Source organism: Kitasatospora sp. NPDC057223, from assembly GCF_042669755.1.
In the GTDB taxonomy this organism is placed as follows: domain Bacteria; phylum Actinomycetota; class Actinomycetes; order Streptomycetales; family Streptomycetaceae; genus Kitasatospora.
In genome coordinates this window covers 13,734-32,839 of the sequence record NZ_JBHUWW010000102.1, presented here as the reverse complement: position 1 = coordinate 32,839, position 19,106 = coordinate 13,734, and the positions used below count along the sequence as shown (strand labels likewise).

Below are 19,106 nucleotides of genomic sequence, written 5' to 3'. Positions count from 1 at the left end.
CCCCCGGGCAGCGCGGCCGGTGGCGGCGGCGCCTGCGGGGCCGCCGGCTCCGGGCGCTCCGGCCGGGCCTGCACGGGCGGCGCGGCCCCGGTCTTGTCGATCACTGGTGCGGTCACGGCCTTCTCCTCCCGCTTCTGGCTGCTGTACTGGCGTTCTGACGCTTCGTCACGGCCGGCCGCCCGAGGCGGCGCGCCGACGGCGCAGGAACCGGCTGCCGAGCAGCGGGGGCACCGTGACGACCGCGAGCAGTTCCACCGCGGTGAGGGTGGTCAGCAGCCAGTCGTCGGGGCGGCCGTCGACCGAGACCACCGAGGCCTCGATGGTCGTGCCCCCGCCACCGCCGCCACGGGCGAGCACCTGGCCGGTCTGCGGGTCGATCTCCGTCGCGGCCGGGTCCTCGCCGGCCGCACCCGGGTCGCCGGCCGGCGCCGCCGCGCCGTCCGTACCGCCGGTGCCCGCCGCACCGCCGGCCGTACCGGCACCGCCCGTCGTACCGGTGCCGCCGGTGCCGCCGGTCGTCCCGGCGCCGCCCGTGCTGCCGCTGCCGGTGGGCCGGCTGGTGCCGCCCGTCGTGCCGGCCGTGCCGCCGGTGGCCGCGCCCGTCGTACCGCCGGTCGTGCCGCCCGCGGCGGCGGCGCCGCCGGAGCCGCCGGTGCTACCGGTCGAGACCGCCTGGCCGTTCTGGACGGTGCAGTCCAGTGGCTGGCCGACCTTGTCGCAGGGGCTCGGCTGCGGCGCGTTCTTCAGGACGGTCAGCTCACCGGCCGAGTTGAACGTCGGGTTGGCGCAGTTGTTCAGCGAGTTGGGGTCGACCGGGCTGGCGTTGCCGGGGATGTGCTGCACCTGGAGCAACCCGCCCTTGACCAGCCCGCGCGGGATCGGCGAGTAGCCGAGGCCGTCGGCCTCGCCCTGCCCCTCGCAGAGCACGTACGAGATGAACCGGCTCAGCGCGCTGCCCTTGTCGTTGTTGAAGCGCGGCGGCACCGGCAGGGCCGCTCCGGCTCGCGGCACGATCAGGTAGCTGTAGCTGGAGATCGGGTACGAGCGCGGGTCGTTCATGGTGTAGACGCCGTCGAGGTTCTGCTGCAGGTAGTCCGGGTCGTCCGGCGAGGTCGCGTCGTCCACGCCGCGGATCTTGGCCGCGGTCAGCGCGATGGCCACGTTGGAGGCGGTCGGCAGCGAGTAGTACCCGGCCGGGTTGAGCACCTTCACGACCGGCCAGTTGCTGCGCTTGGCGAAGGCGTACTCGTCGTAGCCGATGGTGCCGAGCCCGGACTGGGACTTGATGTAGCCGGCGACGACGTCGGAGCCGTTCTGCGCGACCATCCGGCCGGACGGCGGGTAGAACTCGGTGTAGTCGCCGCAGGTGGTGCCGTTGACCTGGCGGCAGTACGCCTCCCACTGGTCCTTGTGGGTGTGCGACATCCAGCGGCTGAACTGGGCGGTCGCACCGGAGCCGTCGGAGCGCACGACCGGGGTGATCGGGAGCTTCGGCAGGGCCCGCCCGTAGTCCGCGGTGATCTTGGGGTCGTCCCAGGAGGTGATCTTGTTGGTGAAGATGTCCACCACCGTCTGCGGCGAGAGCCGCAGGTCACGGACCTGCTTGCCGGCCACCACCAGGTTGTACATGAACGTGGTGCCGCCGGCCGTGATCGGCACGTACGAGAAGCCGTACCGCGGCGACTCGCTGTTGCCGACGCCGGTGCTGTGCCCGGCGTCGCCGACGCCCGTGTCGAGACCGCTGCGGAACGGGACGTCCGAGGCGGTGAAGTCGTCCTGCCCGAGACTCCACTGGGCGCGGCCGGCGGCCGAACCGACCGGGTTGAAGTTGATCTGGATCCCCTGCGGCGCGACGTCCTGGCGCCACTGGTCGATGGCCGGGCCGGCCCAGCTGGAGCCGTCCGCGTTGAGCGAGGTCGACGCGTACGCGGAGGTGCTCTGCCCCAGCAGCACGGCCAGGACGACGGTGAGCACGGTCAGCAGCAACGCGACCGGTCGCGGCACGGGGCGGCTTGTGGCCTCCCACGACATGGGGACTCCTCTGGAGCGCAGGGCGGTTGGGACGGACATCAGTGCTCCCGGACGGCTGTGGCGGCGGCCGCGCGGGCGATCCGCCGGCGCTGGCGCCGGGTCAGCTGACCCGGCGTGCGTCCGCCGACCACACGGGCGGTGACGAACAGGACCAGCACCACGACCATCAGCGTCAGCGCGGCGGCGAAGGCCCGCGAGACCATCTCGGGGTAGGGCTGCTTCACGTAGTTCCAGATGTACAGCGGCAGCGAGACCTGGTGCTCGGAGAACGGGTTGCCGTTGAACTGCGAGGTGAAGCCCGAGGTGAGCAGCACCGGCGAGGTCTCCCCCACGCCGCGCGCCATGCCCAGCACCACCGCCGTGACCAACCCGGGCCTTGCGGTGGGCAGTACGACGTTCCAGACCGTGCGCCACTGGCTGCCGCCGAGCGCGTACGAGGCCTCCCGCAGGGTGCCCGGCACCAGCCGGATCACCACTTCGGCGGCGCGGGTGACGATCGGCATCATCATCACGGTCAGCGCGAGGGAGGCCGCGAAGCCGCTCTTCTCCCAGCCCAGGGTGACGATCACGACGCCGAGGATGAACAGCCCGGCGACGATCGACGGCAGCGCCGTCATCGCCTCGACCAGCGTGCGCACCGGCCGGGCCATCCGGCCGCCGACCTCGGACATGAAGACGGCTGCGGCGATGCCCAGCGGAACGGCGAACAGTGTTGCCAGGCCGAGCTGTTCGAGCGAGCCGACGACCGCGTTCAGGGCGCCGCCGGAGGTGATCGGGGAGAGCGCGGCGGTGTGTTCCATCGACTCGGTGAAGAAGTTCAGGTGGCTGGCCGCGTGCAGCCCGCGCACCAGCACGTAGCCGATCTGGTCGGCGATCAGCCCGACCACCAGCAGGCCCGAACTCCAGGCCAGCACACCCACCAGACGCTCCCGGACCAGTTGCGGCCCCCACTGGAGGCGGCCGAGCGCGACGTAGCCGGCCAGGAACAGGACGTACCAGGTCACGAGGAACCCGAGGGCGCCGCTGAACGGGAGGATCCGCTCGTACAGCATCCAGTCGAGCGCGAGCGAGCCGCCGATGGCGCCGGCCAGCGTCAGCACGTCCTCTCGGGTGACACCACCGAGGCGTACCCGCTGCTCGGGCGCGGGCTCGGGCTCGATGGCGGGAGCCGCCGCCACGGGGGCGGCGGGAAGGTCGAGGGTGGTCATCCGGTGATCCCTTCGGGGCGGCGGGGCGGCAGGGCTGCGCGGAGGCGGGTCATGGTCAGTCCGCCGTCGTCGCGCCGGAGCGGGACCGGTTGATGATGACGCCGGCCCCCAGGTTGACCAGCAGGGTCAGCGTGAAGAGCACCAGCCCGGCAGCCATCAGGGCGGACAGCGACAGCTCGTCCGACTCGCCGAAGCGCAGGGCGATCAGCGCGGAGATCGAGTTCGCGCCGTTCTCCAGCACGTGGGTGATCGCCTTGAAGTTCGGCGAGATGATCAGCGCGACGGCGATGGTCTCCCCCATCGCCCGCCCGAAGCCGAGCATCACCGCCCCGATCACACCGCCCTTGCCGAACGGCAGCACCACCGTGCGCACCATGCCCCAGCGGGTGCTGCCCAGCGCGTACGCGCCCTCCCGCTCGCCCTGCGGCGCCTGGGAGAACACCTCACGGCTGAGCGAGGCCACGATCGGGATGATCATCAGCGACACGACCACGCCCGCGATGAACGTGGACGAGGTGTACGAGGTGCCGATGTCGCCCGTCCGCACCTTCAGGAACGGGATCGCGTCGCCCAGGTGCATCGCCGTCCACCGGACGAAGCCGATGATCCGCGGCTGGAGGAAGAACAGCCCCCACAGTCCGTAGACGATGCTGGGGATCGCCGCCATCAGGTCGATCAGCGAGACCAGCGTCGCCCGCAGCCGGGGCGGTGCGTACTCGGAGACGAAGACGGCCGTACCGAGCGCCACCGGCACCGCGATGACCAGCGCGATCACGGCGATCAGCAGGCCGTTCGGCAGCACGGCCGCGATACCGAAGTCGTGCGCCTGGGTCCGCCAGCGCTGCTCGGTGAGGAACGACCAGCCGACCGCCCGCAGGGCGTCCGAGCCGCGCAGCAGCAGGAAGAACGCGATCAGGCCCATGATCGCGAAGACCGAGAGGCCGGCCGCCCGCAGCAGCCCCCGGAACACCCGGTCCCCGGGGGTCGCCGGCGCGGTGATCGTACGCGGTACGTCGGGGTCGTCGGGCGGGGCCTGGGCGAAAGGTGCCGCGGGCCCGATGGCGGCTGTCATGGTCTGCTCTCCGGCGCACTCGGATCGGAAGGAGGGTCGTACCTGCGGGCTGGCCGGACGGGCGGTCAGCCCCTGGTGCGGCGCAGCCGGTTCCAGCCGGAGCGCAGGCCGCCGGCGATCCGCACACCGGCGGTCGTGCCGCCCAGCACCAGCGCGGCGGGCCCGGCGATCAGCAGCACCAGGCCGAGGATCAGGGCGACGGGCAGCAGCAGCCGCGCCGTCCCCGCCCGGTCCGGCGCCGGGCTGCCCGCGGCCACCGGGGCGATGGCCGGCGACGTGGCGCCCGGGGAGGCGGCGGGTGCGGCGGCCCCGGCCTTCGCCGGGGTGGTGGCGGCGGTCGCGGCCGGCGCGGTGCCGGTCGTACCGGTTCCGCCGGTCGTGCCGGTGCCGCCGGTCGTGCCCGTCGTCCCCGTGCTGCCGGTCGTACCCGACGTGCCGGTACCGCCGCTGCCGGTGTCGCCACCGGAGGTGGAGGTGCCGCCGGACGTGCCGCCGGTGCTGCCCGTGGTACCCGTGCCGCCCGTGGTGCCGGTACCGGTCGTTCCGCCATCGGAGCCGGTGCCGCCCGTCGTGCCTCCGTCACCGGTGGCCGGCGGGGCGACCTGGTTGCCGGGCAACGCGCCGTCCTGCGCCGCCACGTGGGTCACGGCGGCCCTCGACCGGTCGAGCTGGCTCGGCGTCAGTCCGAGGAATCCGGGGGCGAGCTGGCCGGGGTTGGTGCCGTAGATCTGCCCTTCGCCCTGGTCGGTGGCGCGCCGGAGGAAGGTGGAGACGGCGCTCGCCTTCGCCGCCGGGAGGCCGGCGGTCGGGACCATCGCGTACTGCACGGTGGTCAGCGGGTACGCGGCCTGGTCCTTGGCGAAGTCGGTCCCGGCCACCCCGTACGGCAGCTGCTGGGTACCGGTGACCGGATCGACCGGCATGTCGGAGACGGCCGACTGGAACGAGCCCAGGCTCGGCGTGGTGAACGCCCCGGCCGGGTTCTGCAGGGCCGCCTCGGACAGGCCGAAGGCCCTGGCCTGCCCGGCGTCGAGGATGGCGAACAGGGTGCGCTGGCCGATGGGCTGGGCCGGGAGCTTGCCGTGGTTGCCCGCCACCGCGTCGGTGTTGAGCCCGGTGGGCACGAACTGCAGGAGGTTCCGGCCCACCTGGCCCAGCCCCCCGAGCAGCGGGTTCCACTCGTACATCTTCCACCTGGCCCGGTCGTCGGTCGCACCGACGAGCCCGGAGTAGTCCTGCGGCTGGAACGCGTCCACCGGGTAGCCCGAGAACCCGGGCCGCAGGTAGTAGGTGTCCAGGTGCATGCCCCACGGATCGGGCGCGCCCTGGAGGAACTGGGCGGCCTCCGGGTCCGCGGCGATCCACGAGGTCACCTGGTAGACCAGGTCCGTGGTGCCGCCCGCCACGATGGGCATCATGTACGAACCCGAGCCGCAGCCCGGCCAGTGGGCCCCACCCATCGCGGACTCCGGGTTCAGCTTCTTGAACTCGGGATCGGCGAAGATGCAGACCGGGTTGTCCGCCACCGAGGCGATGTCACCGTTGCCCAGCCGGTAGGACTGGGTCAGCATCTTGGCCAGCAGGCGCGCGTTGAGGCGCATGGTCCGGATCTGCTGTCCGGTGTCCGGGTCGTCCACCGTGAAGGCCACCGAGATACCGGTGTTGGTCAACGGCGTGTAGACGTAGGGCCGTGGAGCCGGCGACTGGTCCGGCCGGGCCGTCAGCGCGATGTCCGCTCCCGTGCTGCCGAGGAAGTCCGCCCGCGCCTGCGGTTCACCGCCGGCGTAGCCGTACTGCAGGTTGAGCGGCGCGGCGCCCTGGCAGAAACCGGCCCGCCACTGCTGCACGGCACGGTTCGCCATCTCCAGGCCGGCCGCGGTGAAGTCGGCGTGAGCGGACTTGCAGTCGTCCGCCGTCGGGGCGAACTCCATCGGGACGACGGCACGGTGGCTCCAGGCACACTGCTCGCCGGTCTGGTTGTTGGTGAGCGGGTTGGCGCGACCCGTGTAGACGATGTCCGTGGAGTTGTCCGTCTCGAAGTCCATGTCCAGCGAGTGGTCGGCGCAGTCCGCCCGACCCCCGCGCCGGTTGAGCCAGTCGAGGGGATCCCCGCCGTAGTTCGGCTCCACCACGATCGAACACGGATGGGTCGCGTCACAACCCAGCGAGGTGCTCTGCCGAGACGTCCAGATCTCGAAGCTCGACGTACCGGAGCCGTCCGGGCCGGTCACCGCGATCCGGTGGTTGGAGGGGAAGTCGGGAGTGGTCGTGCCCGGCGGACGGGTCGGCTGCTCGAAGCCGAGGGCCGCCTCGCCTCCGTACATCGTGTTGCCGTAGCAGTCGGTCGGCCCGGGATCGGTTCCCTTGCACTGGTAGATCCGCACCGCGTACATCACGGCCTGGTTGAACTCCGGGGCGGATGCCGCAGGCGTGCCGTCCCAGTTGACAGTCGGCGTGAATCCGCTCCAGGAGACCTGGACGACCTCGTTGGTGAGGTTCTTGCCCCGCGAGACCGAGACACGGCCCTTCGCCCCGTAGACCCCGTTGACCGGGTCCCAGACCTCCGGACCCTCCACCGTCACGCCCGACTCCGCCCGTGCCTCGGTGGCCGGCCCGAAGCCGAGCGGCAGCACCGACAGCGTGGCCACCACGGCCCAGGCGAGCGCCAGCGCAGGCACCCTCCTCCGCCACCACCCCTGATGTCTCGGGTCGGGCAGGCGGACTCTCATGGCGGGCACCTCCGTGCGAGTGCGCAGCAACCCTGCGCGGGTGATGGACAGTTGTGATGACGGACCAACGGTCTCGGTGCGTACCTATTCGGCCATCCGGACATGGCCGGATCCGGTCGACAGGGTGTACGAGGCCACAACACGCTCACTTTTCAAGCAAGTTGCTGGAAACAGCGGTACGGGCCCACGCGAGTCGACGCGTGGGCCCGCACTGCGAAGCAGCCACCAGGGGCTGCCGGCGGCGTTGTTCAGCCGGCCGGGGTGAAGCTGATCGAGAGCGAGCCGATGGACTGGCCGCCCTGGAAGAACGTGGTGTTCAGCTTGCTGTCGACGTACTGCGCGCCGGCCGCGTCCACCTTGAGGTCAGCGGCCTCCAGGGTCTGGGTGGTGCCGGTCCGGCTGATCTGGTTGTCACCGGCGGGGTCGAGCAGCGCGACCGGCTCGGTACCGCCCAGCGGAACACCGGTGAGCCGCCAGGAGTCGGCCTGGAAGGCGAGCTGCTTGAAGATCGCGGTCTTGCCGGTGTTCAGGTTGACGAACAGCAGACCGCCGCCGAGCTCGATCCGGTCGTAGTACGCCTGCAGGTTGGCGTTGCCGCCGGTGACCGGGAAGGTGGCCGAGAAGCCCGCAGCGCTGTCGTAGGCCGGCGTACCGGAGGGGAGCGGAACCACCACGACACCGGCAGCCGCCGTCTGCTGGATGAAGGAGGTGCTCTCGTGGACCACGACGCTGCCGGTCGCCACGGTGGCCGGGGCCGTGTCGGCGGCAGCCGCGCCGCTGAGGCCGGAGACGGCGAGGAGCGCGGTGGCGGCGGTGGCGGCGAGGCGGACGCTGGTGCGGGTCATGCTGTTCTCCTTGGATGAATGTGCGGGCGTGCGGGGTGGCGCATGGCCGCTGGAGACGACCAGCGGCCGGTCAAGGGGGCGGCGGCAGGCTGTCAGGAGTGCGAGCCGGATCCGCAGGCGGCGCCCGGAAGGCGCAGGAAGCCGTAGCCGGTGATGCCGGCGGTGGCGGCGCTGGTCGTACAGATCCAGCCGGTCGGGCCGAAGATGTCGCGCAGGGCGCGGCCGTGGGCGTCGGACGCCGTCCACTGTCCTCGTTCCCCTGCAGGGTGGTGACGACGGCGGGGCTCGGGGCCGGCACGCCGATCGCGTTCAGGAAGAACTCCCCGGTACCGGAACTGGCCCTCGGCAGGTACGGCTTGATCGCCACGTTCGGAGCTCACGAACGTCCTACCGGCACGGTCGGCGGCCGGGGGCGCAGTGCCCCCGGCCGCCTTGGGTCACTCAGGATCAGATGTGCGTGGTGCTGCCGCAGCCACCGATGGTCAGGAAGCCGTAGCCGGTGATGTCGGCCTGGGCGGTGGCGTTGGTGCAGATCCAGCCGCTGGTGCCGAAGATGTTGCGCAGGGCGGTGCCCTTGACGGTGGCGGCGGTCCACTCGGCGTTACGGACCACGTTGTACAGGGTGCGGCCGTAGACGGGGTTGGCGAACGTCGGGTTGATGGTGTGGCCGGCGGTGACCGGGGCCAGGCCGTTGATGTTGCGCAGGCCCAGCACACCGGCCGCGTCGGTGCCGCTGCTGTGACCGCCGTAGACCTGGCCGATGTAGTGGCCGACCGAGTACGGGAAGATCACGTTCGGGTCGTTGAGGGCGGTGTTGGTGCCCTCGTTCTCCTCGGGACCGGTGACGACGTTCGTGCCCACGGCGGTGACGCCGATCGCCTTCAGGAAGAAGGAGCGGGTGCCGGAGGTGGTCGGCGGCAGGTACGGCTTGATGACGGCGGCCGGGGCCGAGCCGGTGTAGCCGGGGACGGCACCCCAGGTCAGGTAGGTGCCGTCGTAGATGCCCTTGAGGTTCGCCGTGGTGAGGTTGGCCGGGGCGTTGCTGGTGGCCGTGGCCGACCAGGTCACCGCGTCCTTGGCGAAGGAGACGAAGATGTCCGTCGTCTGGTCGCCGGTCTGCGGGGCGCGCGAGGAACGGGCGAAGTCGATCGGGGCGACCGGCGAGGTCTGCTCCAGCGTGCTGATGCCGGCGCCGGACCCGTTCGGGCGGTTGATCGCGGTGGTGCCGGTCTTGGCGACGATGGTCGTCGAGCCCGTGGCGTCGAAGCTGTACAGGCGCGGGGACGTGGTGTCGCCCAGGCCGGTCAGGTAGGCGTTGTAGTCGGTCGAGAACTGGTTCAGAACGGTCTGCGTGGTGTCCGAGCCGACGCCCACGATGTCGGCGGTACCCGGCACAACGGTCGGGTCGGCCAGCGCGGTGCCGCTCGCGATGGTGACGAGCGAGGTCGCGAGGGCGGCGGCGGTGAGCAGCTTGGCAGCGGTCTTGCGCATGTTCTTGTTCCTCCGGTGGGAGAGACGTACATCGCTTACCCAGGACCTGGATTGGGGCCCGGGACCGGAGCCCGCGTCCGCGGCGGTCGCTCCGGCAGACCTGATCCTGTCCGGCCCGCTCCGCCCCCGGAAGGGGCGGCCGGCCGGGCCGGGCCTCGGGGCCGGCAACCGGAGTCCGGCCGTCCACGCAGGTCAGGAGCGGTGCTGTGGATGCCTGTCGGGGGCACGGTTCGCCGTCGACGTTCTTCTCGCGGTGGCGGTTCGGGAGTCTGCCGGAAACCTCCGCTTCACCATGGCCACCGGTCGTCCCGCCCGGCCCGTCTTCGCTCCAGGCCGAGCTGCTGGAGGCCGGCCAGGAAGCTGTCGACGCCGCCCTGGCACTGGTCGCGGCGCAGGTAGCCGCGGGCACTGCGGGCGATCGGCTCGGCGTCGCCGGCGTTCTGCCGGGTGCTGCGCGGCGGGAGGTAGGCCGTCCAGACCCAGAGTCTGCTGTCGGACTGCGCGACCGTACAGCGCAGCACCGCCCGCTCGATGATCAACTGTCTTATCGCGGCGGACAGTTCGTCCTCAGCACGATACATCCGGACGCCGACGGCGAGCTGTCGGCCGTTGGCGGCCCGCAGTGCCCAGCCGACCCCGCGCTCCGCTCCGCGGACGGTCAGCAGGCGCGGACCACGCGGTTCAGCGGGCGTCGAAGCGGACATCGGAGGGTCTCAACTGTCTCTCTTCCGACTGTGGTTGGGACGGCGCTGCGGTGGCCTCGTCCAGTTTGGCCAGCAGCACCACGAACCTCCGGAAGGCGTTCTGGCAGGTCGCATACCGTTCGTACGGCCGGCTGGAACGGATCTCCGGCAGGCCCCGGCTGCCGGGGACGACCCAGATCCAGCCGATGCCGTCCCGGACGTGGGTGATCCGGGCAACCAGTTCGGACGCGGATCCCCGTAAGCTCTCGAATGCCTGCTCGGCCTCGCCGGGCGTCCCGTACGCGGCCGGCGAAACAGCGACCAGCCGGCCATTGGGTGCCTTCAACTGCCACCGGTACCGGCCGTCGGTCGCCCGCTCGGTCCGAAATCCCCCCCGGCTCAGCCCTGTTGGTGCGGCGCGGCCACGGCCCGACGCGTCCACTGCTCCCCCCGTCCGATAAGTGAGACGGGTTAAAACTATGTGTGCACACGAGCACACAGGAAGGGAAGCAAGGCACAACTTGCTCCGTTGGTCGGGAAGTTCTCCCTCGTTAAACTTTCACCAAGAGCACATCAAGACCTTGTACGGACCATCCTCGGAGCCGGGTCGTCCGGCTTCCGGGCCAGGCCCTCCGGCTTCAGAGCCGGGCCGTCCAGCGCACCATCGTGCCCTTGCCGTACGGCCCGGGCTCGTACCAGGCGTCCCCGCCCAGCGCCTCGGCCCGGCGGGTCAGATTCCGCAGCCCGCTGCGGCGCCCGCCCTCGGGGATGCCCACCCCGTCGTCCGTGACGGTGAGCAGCACCCCCGGCCGCCCGACCGGCTCCAGCAACTGCGGATCGTCCAGGCCGGAATCGTCCGCCCCCGGGCGGCCCTCGTCGTCCAGGTGCGCGGTCGCGTCGACCTCCACCCGGACCCGGGACGCCCGCGCGTGCCGGGCCGCATTGGACAGCATCTCGCGCAGTGCGGCGAGGAGTTGACGACCGGCCTTCTCACCGACCAGGCTCTCCACCGGCCCGGTGAACGACACCGAGGGCTTGAAGCCCAGGGCCGACGCAGCCTGGCTGGCCTCCCGCAGCACCCGGGTCCGCAGGGTGTCCGGTTCGTCGCCGTGGTCGTCGTGCTGCAGGGCGTAGATGGTGGTGCGGACCTCCTGGATGGTCGCGTCCAGCTCGTCCACCGCACGGCCGATCCCCGCCGTCACCTCGGGCACGATCGCCCGGCGGGCCGCGCTCTCCAGCATCATGCCGGTCGCGAACAGCCGCTGGATCACCAGGTCGTGCAGGTCCCGGGCGATCCGGTCGCGGTCCTGGAACACCGCGAGGCGCTGCTGGTCGCGCTGGCCCTCCGCCAGCCGCAGGGCCAGCGCGGCCTGCGAGGCGAAGTTCTGCGCCAGCTCCTTCTCCGAGCCGGTGAACGGCTGCGCGCCCCGGCGCCGCCACACGCACAGCGCCCCCAGCACCCGCCCCGCCGCCACCATCGGCACCGCCATCGACGGCCCGAACGTGCGGGCCAGCCGGATCACCACGGTCGGGTCCTCGGACATGTCCTCCAGATAGACGCTCTCCCCCTCCAGCAGCCGGGCCGCGAACGAACTCGGCGGCAGCAGCTCCCCCGTGACGAACTCGGCGGCCTCACCGGAGGCGTGCGAGACCCGCATCTGCCCGTCCCCCGTCGGCAGCAGGATCATCCCGAGCGCCGCCCCCGCCAGTTCGCGGACCTGCTCCGCCGCGACCGTCAGCGCCACCTGCGCCTCATCGGTGGAGAGCAGTGCCGTGGTCACCGCCGACGCCCCGGCGATCCACCGCTCACGGCGCCGCCCCGCCTCGTACAGGCGGGAGTTCTCGATCGCGACACCGGCGGCGGCCGCCAACGCGTGCACCACCTGCTCGTCCTCCGGGGTGAAGGCGCCGCCGCCCTTCTTCTCGGTCAGGTAGAGGTTGCCGAACACCTCGCCGCGGACCCGGATCGGCTCGCCGAGGAACGAGGTCATCGGCGGGTGGTGCGGCGGGAACCCGGCCGAGCGGGGATCGGCCGCCAGGTCGGTGAGCCGCAGCGGCTCCGGCCGGTCGATCAGTGCCCCGAGGATGCCCCGGCCGGCCGGCAGGTCGCCGATCCTGGCGGCCGTCTCCTCGTCGATCCCGACGTGGATGAAGTCCGTCAGCCCCTGCCCGGTGGGAGCCACCACCCCGAGCGCCGCGTACTGGGCGTCCACCAGCTCCGCCGCGCCGGAGGCGATCCGCTGCAGCGTGGCGTGCAGGTCCAGCCCGGCTCCGACCGAGACGACGGCCTCCAGCAACCGCTGCATCCGGTCCGTGACGGCCGCCGCCGACTGGAGCCGCTCGGCGACCTCGGTGACCAGCGTGTCCAGGCCGAGCGAGGCGATCTCGGGCACCCGCATCGGGGCGGGGGGCGGGGCGGGGGTGGGAGAGGGGTTCGGGGTGGCGGCCGGAGAGGAGTTAGGGGTGGGGGCGTGGGTCGGGGTCGGGGCGGGGGTTGGGGCGGGGGTCGGCGGGGGCGTGGGCTCCATGAGTCGAGCGTAGTTTGTGTGGATTTCTTACGACTGACCGGCGCCGACGTGTCGTCCGGACCGGTCACACCGCGAGCAGGCCGTCCGCCTGCTGTTCGCGCTGCCACATCGCGGCCAGGTGACCGTCCGGGGCGGCGGTCAGGGCGGCCCAGGTTCCGCGTTCGAGGATCCGGCCCTCCGCCAGGACGAGGATCTCGTCGACGGCCCCCGGGGCGGCCAGTCCGGCCAGGCGGTGGGTGATCAGGAGGGTGGTGCGGCCCGCCGTGGCGGCCAGCAGGTCGGCGGTGAGGGCGTCGGCGGTGGGCAGGTCGAGGTGCTCGGCGGGCTCGTCCAGCAGCAGTACCGGGAAGTCGGCGAGCAGGGCGCGGGCCAGCGCGAGGCGCTGGCGCTGGCCGCCCGACAACCGGCTGCCGTGCTCGCCGACCATGGTGTCCAGGCCGCCCGGCAGGGTGTCGACCCAGTCGAGCAGGCGGGCGCCGTGCAGGGCCGCGCGCAGTTCGGCGTCGGTGGCGCCGGGGAGGGCGAGACGCAGGTTCTCCCGCAGGGAGCTGTCGAAGACGTGGGCGTCCTGGGCGCACAGGCCGATGACGAGGCGGACGTCGTCGGAGGCGAGCATTTCACTGTCCACAGCCTGTGGACGACCGGCGGCGAGCGTGACGGTGCCGGTCGTGCGGTCCAGGAAGCGCAGCAGGGTGTGCGCGAGGGTGGTCTTGCCCGAGCCGGACGGGCCCACGACGGCGATCCGCCGGCCGGGGCCGAGGTCGAGCGTGACGTCGGAGATCGCCTCCCCCTCCTGGCCCGGGTACCGGGCGCCCAGCCCCCGGACGGCGAGCGGAAGCGGTTCGGCGGGCAGGGGCGTCGCGGCGGCGGGTTCGGTGACGGGCGGCTCGGCGTCCAGGACCTCGGCGAGCCGGGCGCGCGCCGCCCTGCTCCGCTCACGGGCCTGGACGGCGAGCGGCATCCCGGCGACCGCCTCGAACACGGCGAGCGGCGTCAGCACGACGACGGCGAGGCAGACGGGGGCGAGGGCGCCGGTGGTGACTCCGTGGACACCGGCGGCGGCGGCCGCCGTCACGGTGAGGCCGGTGAGCAGGGCGATCAGCCCCGCGCCGAGCGCGGTGGTCGCGGCGGACCGGGCGGCCAGCGCGGTGAGGGTGGCGTCGGCGGCGCGGACGGCGGCGAGGCGGGCGGGCAGCGCGCCGGAGACGGTGAGCTCGGCGGTGCCGGTGAAGGTGTCGACGACGGTGTTCGCCAGCTCGCCCCGCGCCGGGGCCTGCCGGCGTTCCGTCCGGCCGGACAACCGGACCGACAGCGCGGGGACGGCCGCACCCGCCAGCAGCAGGCCGACGGCGAGGATCGCCCCCGCGGCGGGGAGGAACAGCCCCAGCCCGACGGAGGACACCACCGAGACGGTGACCGCGACGGCCGCCGGGATCCGCCAGCGCAGGTAGTGGTCCTGGATCGCGTCGACGTCCGCGACCAGGCGCGACAGCAGGTCGCCCCGGCGGTAGGCGGGCAGTCCGGCGGGGGCCAGCTGCTCCAGCCGGCGGTAGACGGCGGTACGGAGAACGCCGAGGCTGCGCAGCACCGCGTCGTGGGAGACCAGCCGCTCGGCGTACCGGAGGACGCTGCGGCCGATGCCGAAGGCGCGGACGGCGGTGACGGCCATCATCAGGTAGAGGACGGGGGGCATCTCGGAGGCGTACGAGATGAGGTAGCCGGAGGTGGCCATGAGGGCTACGGCGGAGAGGAGGGCGGCGGCGCCGAGGGTGGTGGCGAGGGTGAGGCGGGGGGCTCCGGGGGTGTTGCTCTGGGGTGGGGTGTTGCTCTCGGGTGGGTGGTTGCGGGGTCGGCTCCCGGGGTGGGTACTGCGGGGGGCTGCACGATTATCGGACTGCCGACCCTCAGGTGCCGGGTTCTCACCGTTGGCAGTCCGATAATCGCGCACCACGCCCCCCTCCGTACCCACCCCGTCCGCCGCCCCCTCGCGCAGCGCGACCCTCTCGCGGGTGGGGGGAAGGGGGGTGGTGGGGAGAAGGGGGATGGTGGGGATGGTGGGGGTGGTGGGGATGGTGGGGATGGTGGGGGTGGTGGGGGTTGTGGGGGTGGTGGGGGTTTTGGGGGTTGTGGTGGGGGCGGTCAGGTGGTGGCGGTGGGTGGCGGCGGCCAGGAGGGCGGGGCGGTGGGCGATCAGGAGGACGGTGCGGGTGGGGTCGGCTGCCAGGGTGTGGACGGCGGCGACGATGGCGGCCTCGCTCTCGCCGTCCAGGTTGGCGGTGGGCTCGTCGAGGAGGACCAGGGGGCGGTCGGTGGCGAGCAGGGCGCGGGCCAGGGCCAGGCGCTGGCGCTGGCCCGCGGAGAGGCCGGTGCCGCCCTCGCCGAGGTGGGTGTCGATGCCGCGGGGGAGGCGGGTGACGAAGTCCAGGGCGTGGGCGGCGGCGAGGGCGGTGCGGACGTCCTCGCCGGTGGCGTCCGGGGTGTTCAGGCGGACGTTGTCGGCGACGGTGCCCGCGAACAGGTGCGGGTGCTGGGGGACCCAGGCGATCTGCCGGTGCCAGCCCGTCCGGTCGAGGTCCGCGAGGTGGTGGCGGGTGCCGTCCGGGGTGGTGATGGTGACGGTGCCGGCGTCCGGGGTGGTGAGGCCGAGGAGGACGGAGAGGAGGGTGCTCTTGCCCGCGCCGCTCGGCCCGGTCAGGGCGGTGGTGGTGCCGGGGGTGAGGGTGAGGCCGGCGCCCTGGAGGGCGGGGGTGCTGCGGCCGGGGTGCCGGACGGTGAGGCCGGTGAGGGTGATGGTGGCGCCGGTCAGGGCGGGGGCCGGGGTGCTGCCGCCGGCCGGGAGCGGGGTCTCCAGGACCTGGAAGATCTCGTCGGCGGCGGTGAGTCCCTCGACGCTGGAGTGGTAGAGCGCGCCGACCTGCCGGATCGGGAAGTAGACCTCCGGGGCGAGGATCAGGATCAGCAGGCCGGTTTCGAGGTCGAGCGTGCCGTTGACCAGCCGGAAGCCGATGGTGACGGCGACCAGGGCGACGGAGAGGGTGGAGAGCAGCTCCAGCGCGAAGGAGGAGACGAAGGCGATCCGCAGGGTCCGCAGGGTGGCACGGCGGTAGTCGGCGGTGATCCGCGAGATCGTCTCGGCCTGGGCCTTGGCCCGGTTGAAGACCTTGAGGGTCGGCAGGCCGGCGACGACGTCCAGGAAGTGGTGGGAGAGCCGGGAGAGGCCGGCCCACTGACGGTCCATCCGGGACTGCGTCGCCATGCCGATGAGCGCCATGAAGAGCGGGATGAGCGGGAGCGTGCCGGCGATGATCGCGGCGGACTCCGGGTCGGCGCCGACGATCCGCAGCAGGACGACCACCGGGACGACGACGGCCAGCGCCAGTTGCGGGAGGTAGCGGGCGAAGTAGTCGTCGAGGGCGTCGATGCCGCGGGTGGCGAGGGTGGTCAGCTCACCGGTCCGCCGCCCGGCCAGGTAGGACGGGCCGAGGGCGGTGGCGTGGTCGAGCAGCCGGCGCCGCAGGGTGGACTTCACCCGGGCCACCGAGCGGTGCGCGGTGAGCTCGGTGAGCCAGGCGACGAGCGCACGGCCGGCGGCGGTGAGGGCGAGCAGCAGCAGCGGCCCGGTCAACGCGTCCAGGCCCTCCCGCTGCTGGAAGGAGCGGACGACGATCTCGGCGACCAGGCTCGCCTGCGCGACCACCAGCACCGCGCCCGCCCCGCCGAGGATCACGGATCCGGCGAGGAAGGCACGGGTGGTGCGGGCGTACGCCAGCAGGCGCGGGTCCACGGGTTTCACGGCGGCGGCCTCTCGACGTCAGTGCGGGTCGAGCGCGGCGGCCGGGTCGTGGCCGGGGATGTGCTGGACGCCGATCCGCTTGCGGAACACCCAGTACGTCCAGCCCTGGTAGATGATCACGACGGGCGTGCAGATCGCGGCGACGATGGTCATCAGCTTGAGCGTGTAGGCGGAGGACGAGGCGTTGCTGACGGTCAGGCTCCACTCCGGGTTCAGCGTGGAGGGCATCACGTCCGGGAACAGGGCCAGGAAGAGCATCCCGACGGCCGCCACGATCGTCAGCCCCGAGAGGCCGAACGCCCACCCCTCGCGGGCGAGCTGGTTGGCGATCAGGGCGCCGACCAGGGCGAGGACGGCGACCACCATGGCCGCCAGGCTCCAGCCGTCGCCGCTGTCGGCCTGGGTCCAGATCAGGAAGACCAGGGCCAGCACGGCGGTGGCCAGTCCGAGCTGGAGGGCCATCGTCCTGGCCCGGGCGCGGATGTCGCCGACCGTCTTCAGCGCGGCGAACACGGCACCGTGGAAGGTGAACAGGAACAGCGTCACCAGGCCGCCGAGAATGGCGTACGGGTTGAGCAGGTCCCACAGGGTGCCCGTGTAGTTCTTCTGCTGGTCGATGTCGACGCCGTGCACGATGTTGGCGAAGGCGACGCCCCAGAGGAAGGCCGGGATCAGCGACGTCCAGAAGATCGCGTGCTCCCAGTTGCGCTGCCAGCGCTCCTCGGTGCGCTTGTGCCGGTACTCGAAGGCGACCCCGCGCACGATCAGGCAGACCAGGATCACCAGCAGCGGGATGTAGAAGCCGCTGAAGAGCGTGGCGTACCAGTCCGGGAAGGCCGCGAAGGTGGCTCCGCCCGCGGTGAGCAGCCACACCTCGTTGCCGTCCCAGACCGGCCCGATGGTGTTGATCAGGACCCGGCGCTCGGCGGTGCCCCGGGCGAGCAGCTTGGTGAGCACGCCGATGCCGAAGTCGAAGCCTTCGAGGAAGAAGTAGCCGATCCACAGGACGGCGATGAGGATGAACCAGACGTCGTGGAGTTGCATGGTCTCTCGGTCCCCAGTGCTCAGTAGGCGAAGGCGAGTGGCTTGTCGGCGTCCTCGTCGGAGGACGGCCCGCGCAGGGTGGGGTCCTTCGCCGGGGGCTGCTCGGCGGTGTCCGGGCCGGCCTTGGCGTACTTGACCATCAGCTTCACCTCGATGACGGCGAGGATCGCGTACAGCAGGGTGAAGGTGCTGAGGGCGATCACCTGGGTCGTGACGCTGACGTTCGGCGAGACGGCGTCGGCCGTCCGCATCAGCCCGAAGACCGCCCAGGGCTGACGGCCCATCTCGGTGAAGATCCAGCCGAAGCTGTTGGCGATCAGCGGGAAGCCCATGGTGAGGATGCCGATCCGCCAGCTCCACTTGGTGAGGAACGTCCCGAGCTCCCGGTTGCGGGTCAGCATCAGCTTGGGGACTTCGTCGTCGCCGGTGCGGTGCTCCGGCGCGAGGAAGAGCTTTCTGCGGGTCGTCCAGAGGCCGACCAGACCGGCCAGGAAGGACGTCATCCCGAAGCCGATCATGAGGCGGAAGCCCCAGTACGTCACGAAGATGTTCGGGATGTAGTCGGTCGGCTCGCCGCCGTACTTGGCGGCCTCCTCGGCGGCGGTGTCGTTGATGCCCGGCACCGCCGAGGTGAAGTCGCTGTTCGCCAGGAAGGACAGCGCGGCCGGGATCTCCAGCTCGACCGAGTTGTGGCCCGCGTTGACGTTGCCGACCGCGAAGATCGAGAACGGCGCCGGCGCCTGGGTGTCCCAGAGCGCCTCGGCGGCGGCCATCTTCATCGGCTGCTGCTTGAACATCACCTTGGCGAGGGAGTCGCCGGTGAGGGCGGTGCCCAGGCCGAAGACCACGGCGAGGACGAGGCCGAGCCGCAGCGAGGTGCGCATCGCGGCCGTCCGCTTCGGGTCGGCGCCCTCCGGCCGGCGCTTGGTCTTCCAGAGGTGGAAGGAGGCGATGCCGACCACGAACGCCGCGCCGGTGAGGAAGGCGGCGGTCAGCGTGTGCAGGACGACGACCACGGAGGTGTCCTGGAACAGGACCCGCGCGATGTCGTTGAGCTGCGCCTTGCCGGTGGCCGGGTTGATCTCGTAGCCGACCGGGTGCTGCATCCAGGAGTTCGCGGCCAGGATGAAGTAGGCGGAGAGGGAGGTGCCGATGGCGACCATCCACATGCAGGCGCAGTGCAGCTTCTTCGGCAGCTTGTCCCAGCCGAAGATCCACAGCCCGATGAACGTCGACTCGAAGAAGAAGGCGATCAGCGCCTCCATCGCGAGCGGCGCACCGAAGACGTCCCCGACGAAGCGGGAGTAGTCGGACCAGTTCATCCCGAACTGGAACTCCTGCACGATGCCGGTGACCACGCCCATCGCGATGTTGATCAGGAAGAGCTTGCCCCAGAACTTGGTGGCGTGGAAGTACTTCTCCTTGCCGGTCCGCACCCAGGCGGTCTCCAGCCCGGCGACGATCGAGGCGAGGCTGATCGTCAGCGGTACGAAGAGGTAGTGGTAGACGGTGGTGATGCCGAACTGCCATCGCGCGATGGTCTCGTGAGCGACTGCTAGGTCCACTTCGCCCTCTCTCCGGCCAGCGACTCAATACATCAGATAGCGGACAAATTTCATCTATAGCGACAGAGCATCACGTTGCCACGCAAGCTTGTCCGCTTGTGAACGTGAATACATTCA

General features: G+C 71.9%; 13 protein-coding genes. All 13 read right to left on the bottom strand.

Features of this window, described 5'->3' with window-relative positions; translation table 11 throughout:
• Positions 1 to 165: 165 nt before the first annotated feature.
• The 13 genes from ACFUK0_RS29085 to ACFUK0_RS29025 all read right to left on the bottom strand — a co-directional run bounded on the left by ACFUK0_RS29085 (position 166) and on the right by ACFUK0_RS29025 (position 18,989).
• Complete coding sequence (locus ACFUK0_RS29085; RefSeq protein WP_380255408.1) at positions 166 to 2,004, bottom strand: substrate-binding domain-containing protein; 1,839 nt, start codon at positions 2,002 to 2,004, stop codon at positions 166 to 168.
• A 65-nt stretch (positions 2,005 to 2,069) separates the two neighbouring features.
• Complete coding sequence (gene pstA, locus ACFUK0_RS29080; RefSeq protein WP_380255406.1) at positions 2,070 to 3,239, bottom strand: phosphate ABC transporter permease PstA; 1,170 nt, start codon at positions 3,237 to 3,239, stop codon at positions 2,070 to 2,072.
• 55 nt (positions 3,240 to 3,294) lie between these two features.
• Complete coding sequence (gene pstC, locus ACFUK0_RS29075) at positions 3,295 to 4,311, bottom strand: phosphate ABC transporter permease subunit PstC (RefSeq protein WP_380255404.1); 1,017 nt, start codon at positions 4,309 to 4,311, stop codon at positions 3,295 to 3,297.
• 65 nt (positions 4,312 to 4,376) lie between these two features.
• Complete coding sequence (locus ACFUK0_RS29070; protein WP_380255402.1) at positions 4,377 to 6,989, bottom strand: hypothetical protein; 2,613 nt, start codon at positions 6,987 to 6,989, stop codon at positions 4,377 to 4,379.
• Positions 6,990 to 7,288: 299 nt separating this feature from the next.
• Positions 7,289 to 7,885: a hypothetical protein gene (locus ACFUK0_RS29065; RefSeq protein WP_380255400.1), complete on the bottom strand. Its 597-nt coding sequence runs from the start codon at positions 7,883 to 7,885 to the stop codon at positions 7,289 to 7,291.
• Positions 7,886 to 7,977: 92 nt separating this feature from the next.
• Positions 7,978 to 8,265: a hypothetical protein gene (locus ACFUK0_RS29060; RefSeq protein WP_380255398.1), complete on the bottom strand. Its 288-nt coding sequence runs from the start codon at positions 8,263 to 8,265 to the stop codon at positions 7,978 to 7,980.
• A 67-nt stretch (positions 8,266 to 8,332) separates the two neighbouring features.
• Positions 8,333 to 9,376, bottom strand: a complete 1,044-nt coding sequence (locus tag ACFUK0_RS29055; RefSeq protein ID WP_380255396.1) for a hypothetical protein — start codon at positions 9,374 to 9,376, stop codon at positions 8,333 to 8,335.
• Positions 9,377 to 9,663: 287 nt separating this feature from the next.
• Positions 9,664 to 10,080 (bottom strand): hypothetical protein, encoded by a 417-nt coding sequence (locus ACFUK0_RS29050; RefSeq protein ID WP_380255394.1) that lies wholly within the window; start codon positions 10,078 to 10,080, stop codon positions 9,664 to 9,666.
• The gene (locus tag ACFUK0_RS29045) at positions 10,058 to 10,501 is read right to left on the bottom strand and encodes a YegP family protein (RefSeq protein WP_380255392.1); all 444 of its coding nucleotides are present in this window, start codon (positions 10,499 to 10,501) and stop codon (positions 10,058 to 10,060) included. Before ACFUK0_RS29045 ends, ACFUK0_RS29050 begins: the two co-directional genes overlap by 23 nt.
• Positions 10,502 to 10,697: 196 nt before the next feature.
• Positions 10,698 to 12,587: a GAF domain-containing sensor histidine kinase gene (locus ACFUK0_RS29040; RefSeq protein WP_380255390.1), complete on the bottom strand. Its 1,890-nt coding sequence runs from the start codon at positions 12,585 to 12,587 to the stop codon at positions 10,698 to 10,700.
• Positions 12,588 to 12,651: 64 nt separating this feature from the next.
• Complete coding sequence (gene cydD / locus ACFUK0_RS29035; RefSeq protein ID WP_380255388.1) at positions 12,652 to 16,380, bottom strand: thiol reductant ABC exporter subunit CydD; 3,729 nt, start codon at positions 16,378 to 16,380, stop codon at positions 12,652 to 12,654.
• 18 nt (positions 16,381 to 16,398) lie between these two features.
• Positions 16,399 to 17,424 carry a cytochrome d ubiquinol oxidase subunit II gene (gene cydB, locus ACFUK0_RS29030; RefSeq protein WP_380255386.1) on the bottom strand — a complete coding sequence of 342 codons (1,026 nt, stop codon included), beginning with the start codon at positions 17,422 to 17,424 and terminating at the stop codon, positions 16,399 to 16,401.
• Between the two features lie 20 nt (positions 17,425 to 17,444).
• On the bottom strand, positions 17,445 to 18,989 hold the full coding sequence (locus ACFUK0_RS29025; protein WP_380255384.1) for a cytochrome ubiquinol oxidase subunit I: 1,545 nt from the start codon (positions 18,987 to 18,989) through the stop codon (positions 17,445 to 17,447).
• Positions 18,990 to 19,106: the final 117 nt, after the last annotated feature.

Excerpts from the sequence above, each read along its gene's own strand:
- pstC (WP_380255404.1), bottom strand. The coding sequence starts at position 4,311 with ATGACAGCCGCCATCGGGCCCGCGGCACCTTTCGCCCAGGCCCCGCCC.
- ACFUK0_RS29050 (WP_380255394.1), bottom strand. The coding sequence starts at position 10,080 with ATGTCCGCTTCGACGCCCGCTGAACCGCGTGGTCCGCGCCTGCTGACC.
- ACFUK0_RS29065 (WP_380255400.1), bottom strand. The coding sequence starts at position 7,885 with ATGACCCGCACCAGCGTCCGCCTCGCCGCCACCGCCGCCACCGCGCTC.
- ACFUK0_RS29040 (WP_380255390.1), bottom strand. The coding sequence starts at position 12,587 with ATGGAGCCCACGCCCCCGCCGACCCCCGCCCCAACCCCCGCCCCGACC.
- cydB (WP_380255386.1), bottom strand. The coding sequence starts at position 17,424 with ATGCAACTCCACGACGTCTGGTTCATCCTCATCGCCGTCCTGTGGATC.
- pstA (WP_380255406.1), bottom strand. The coding sequence starts at position 3,239 with ATGACCACCCTCGACCTTCCCGCCGCCCCCGTGGCGGCGGCTCCCGCC.
- ACFUK0_RS29055 (WP_380255396.1), bottom strand. The coding sequence starts at position 9,376 with ATGCGCAAGACCGCTGCCAAGCTGCTCACCGCCGCCGCCCTCGCGACC.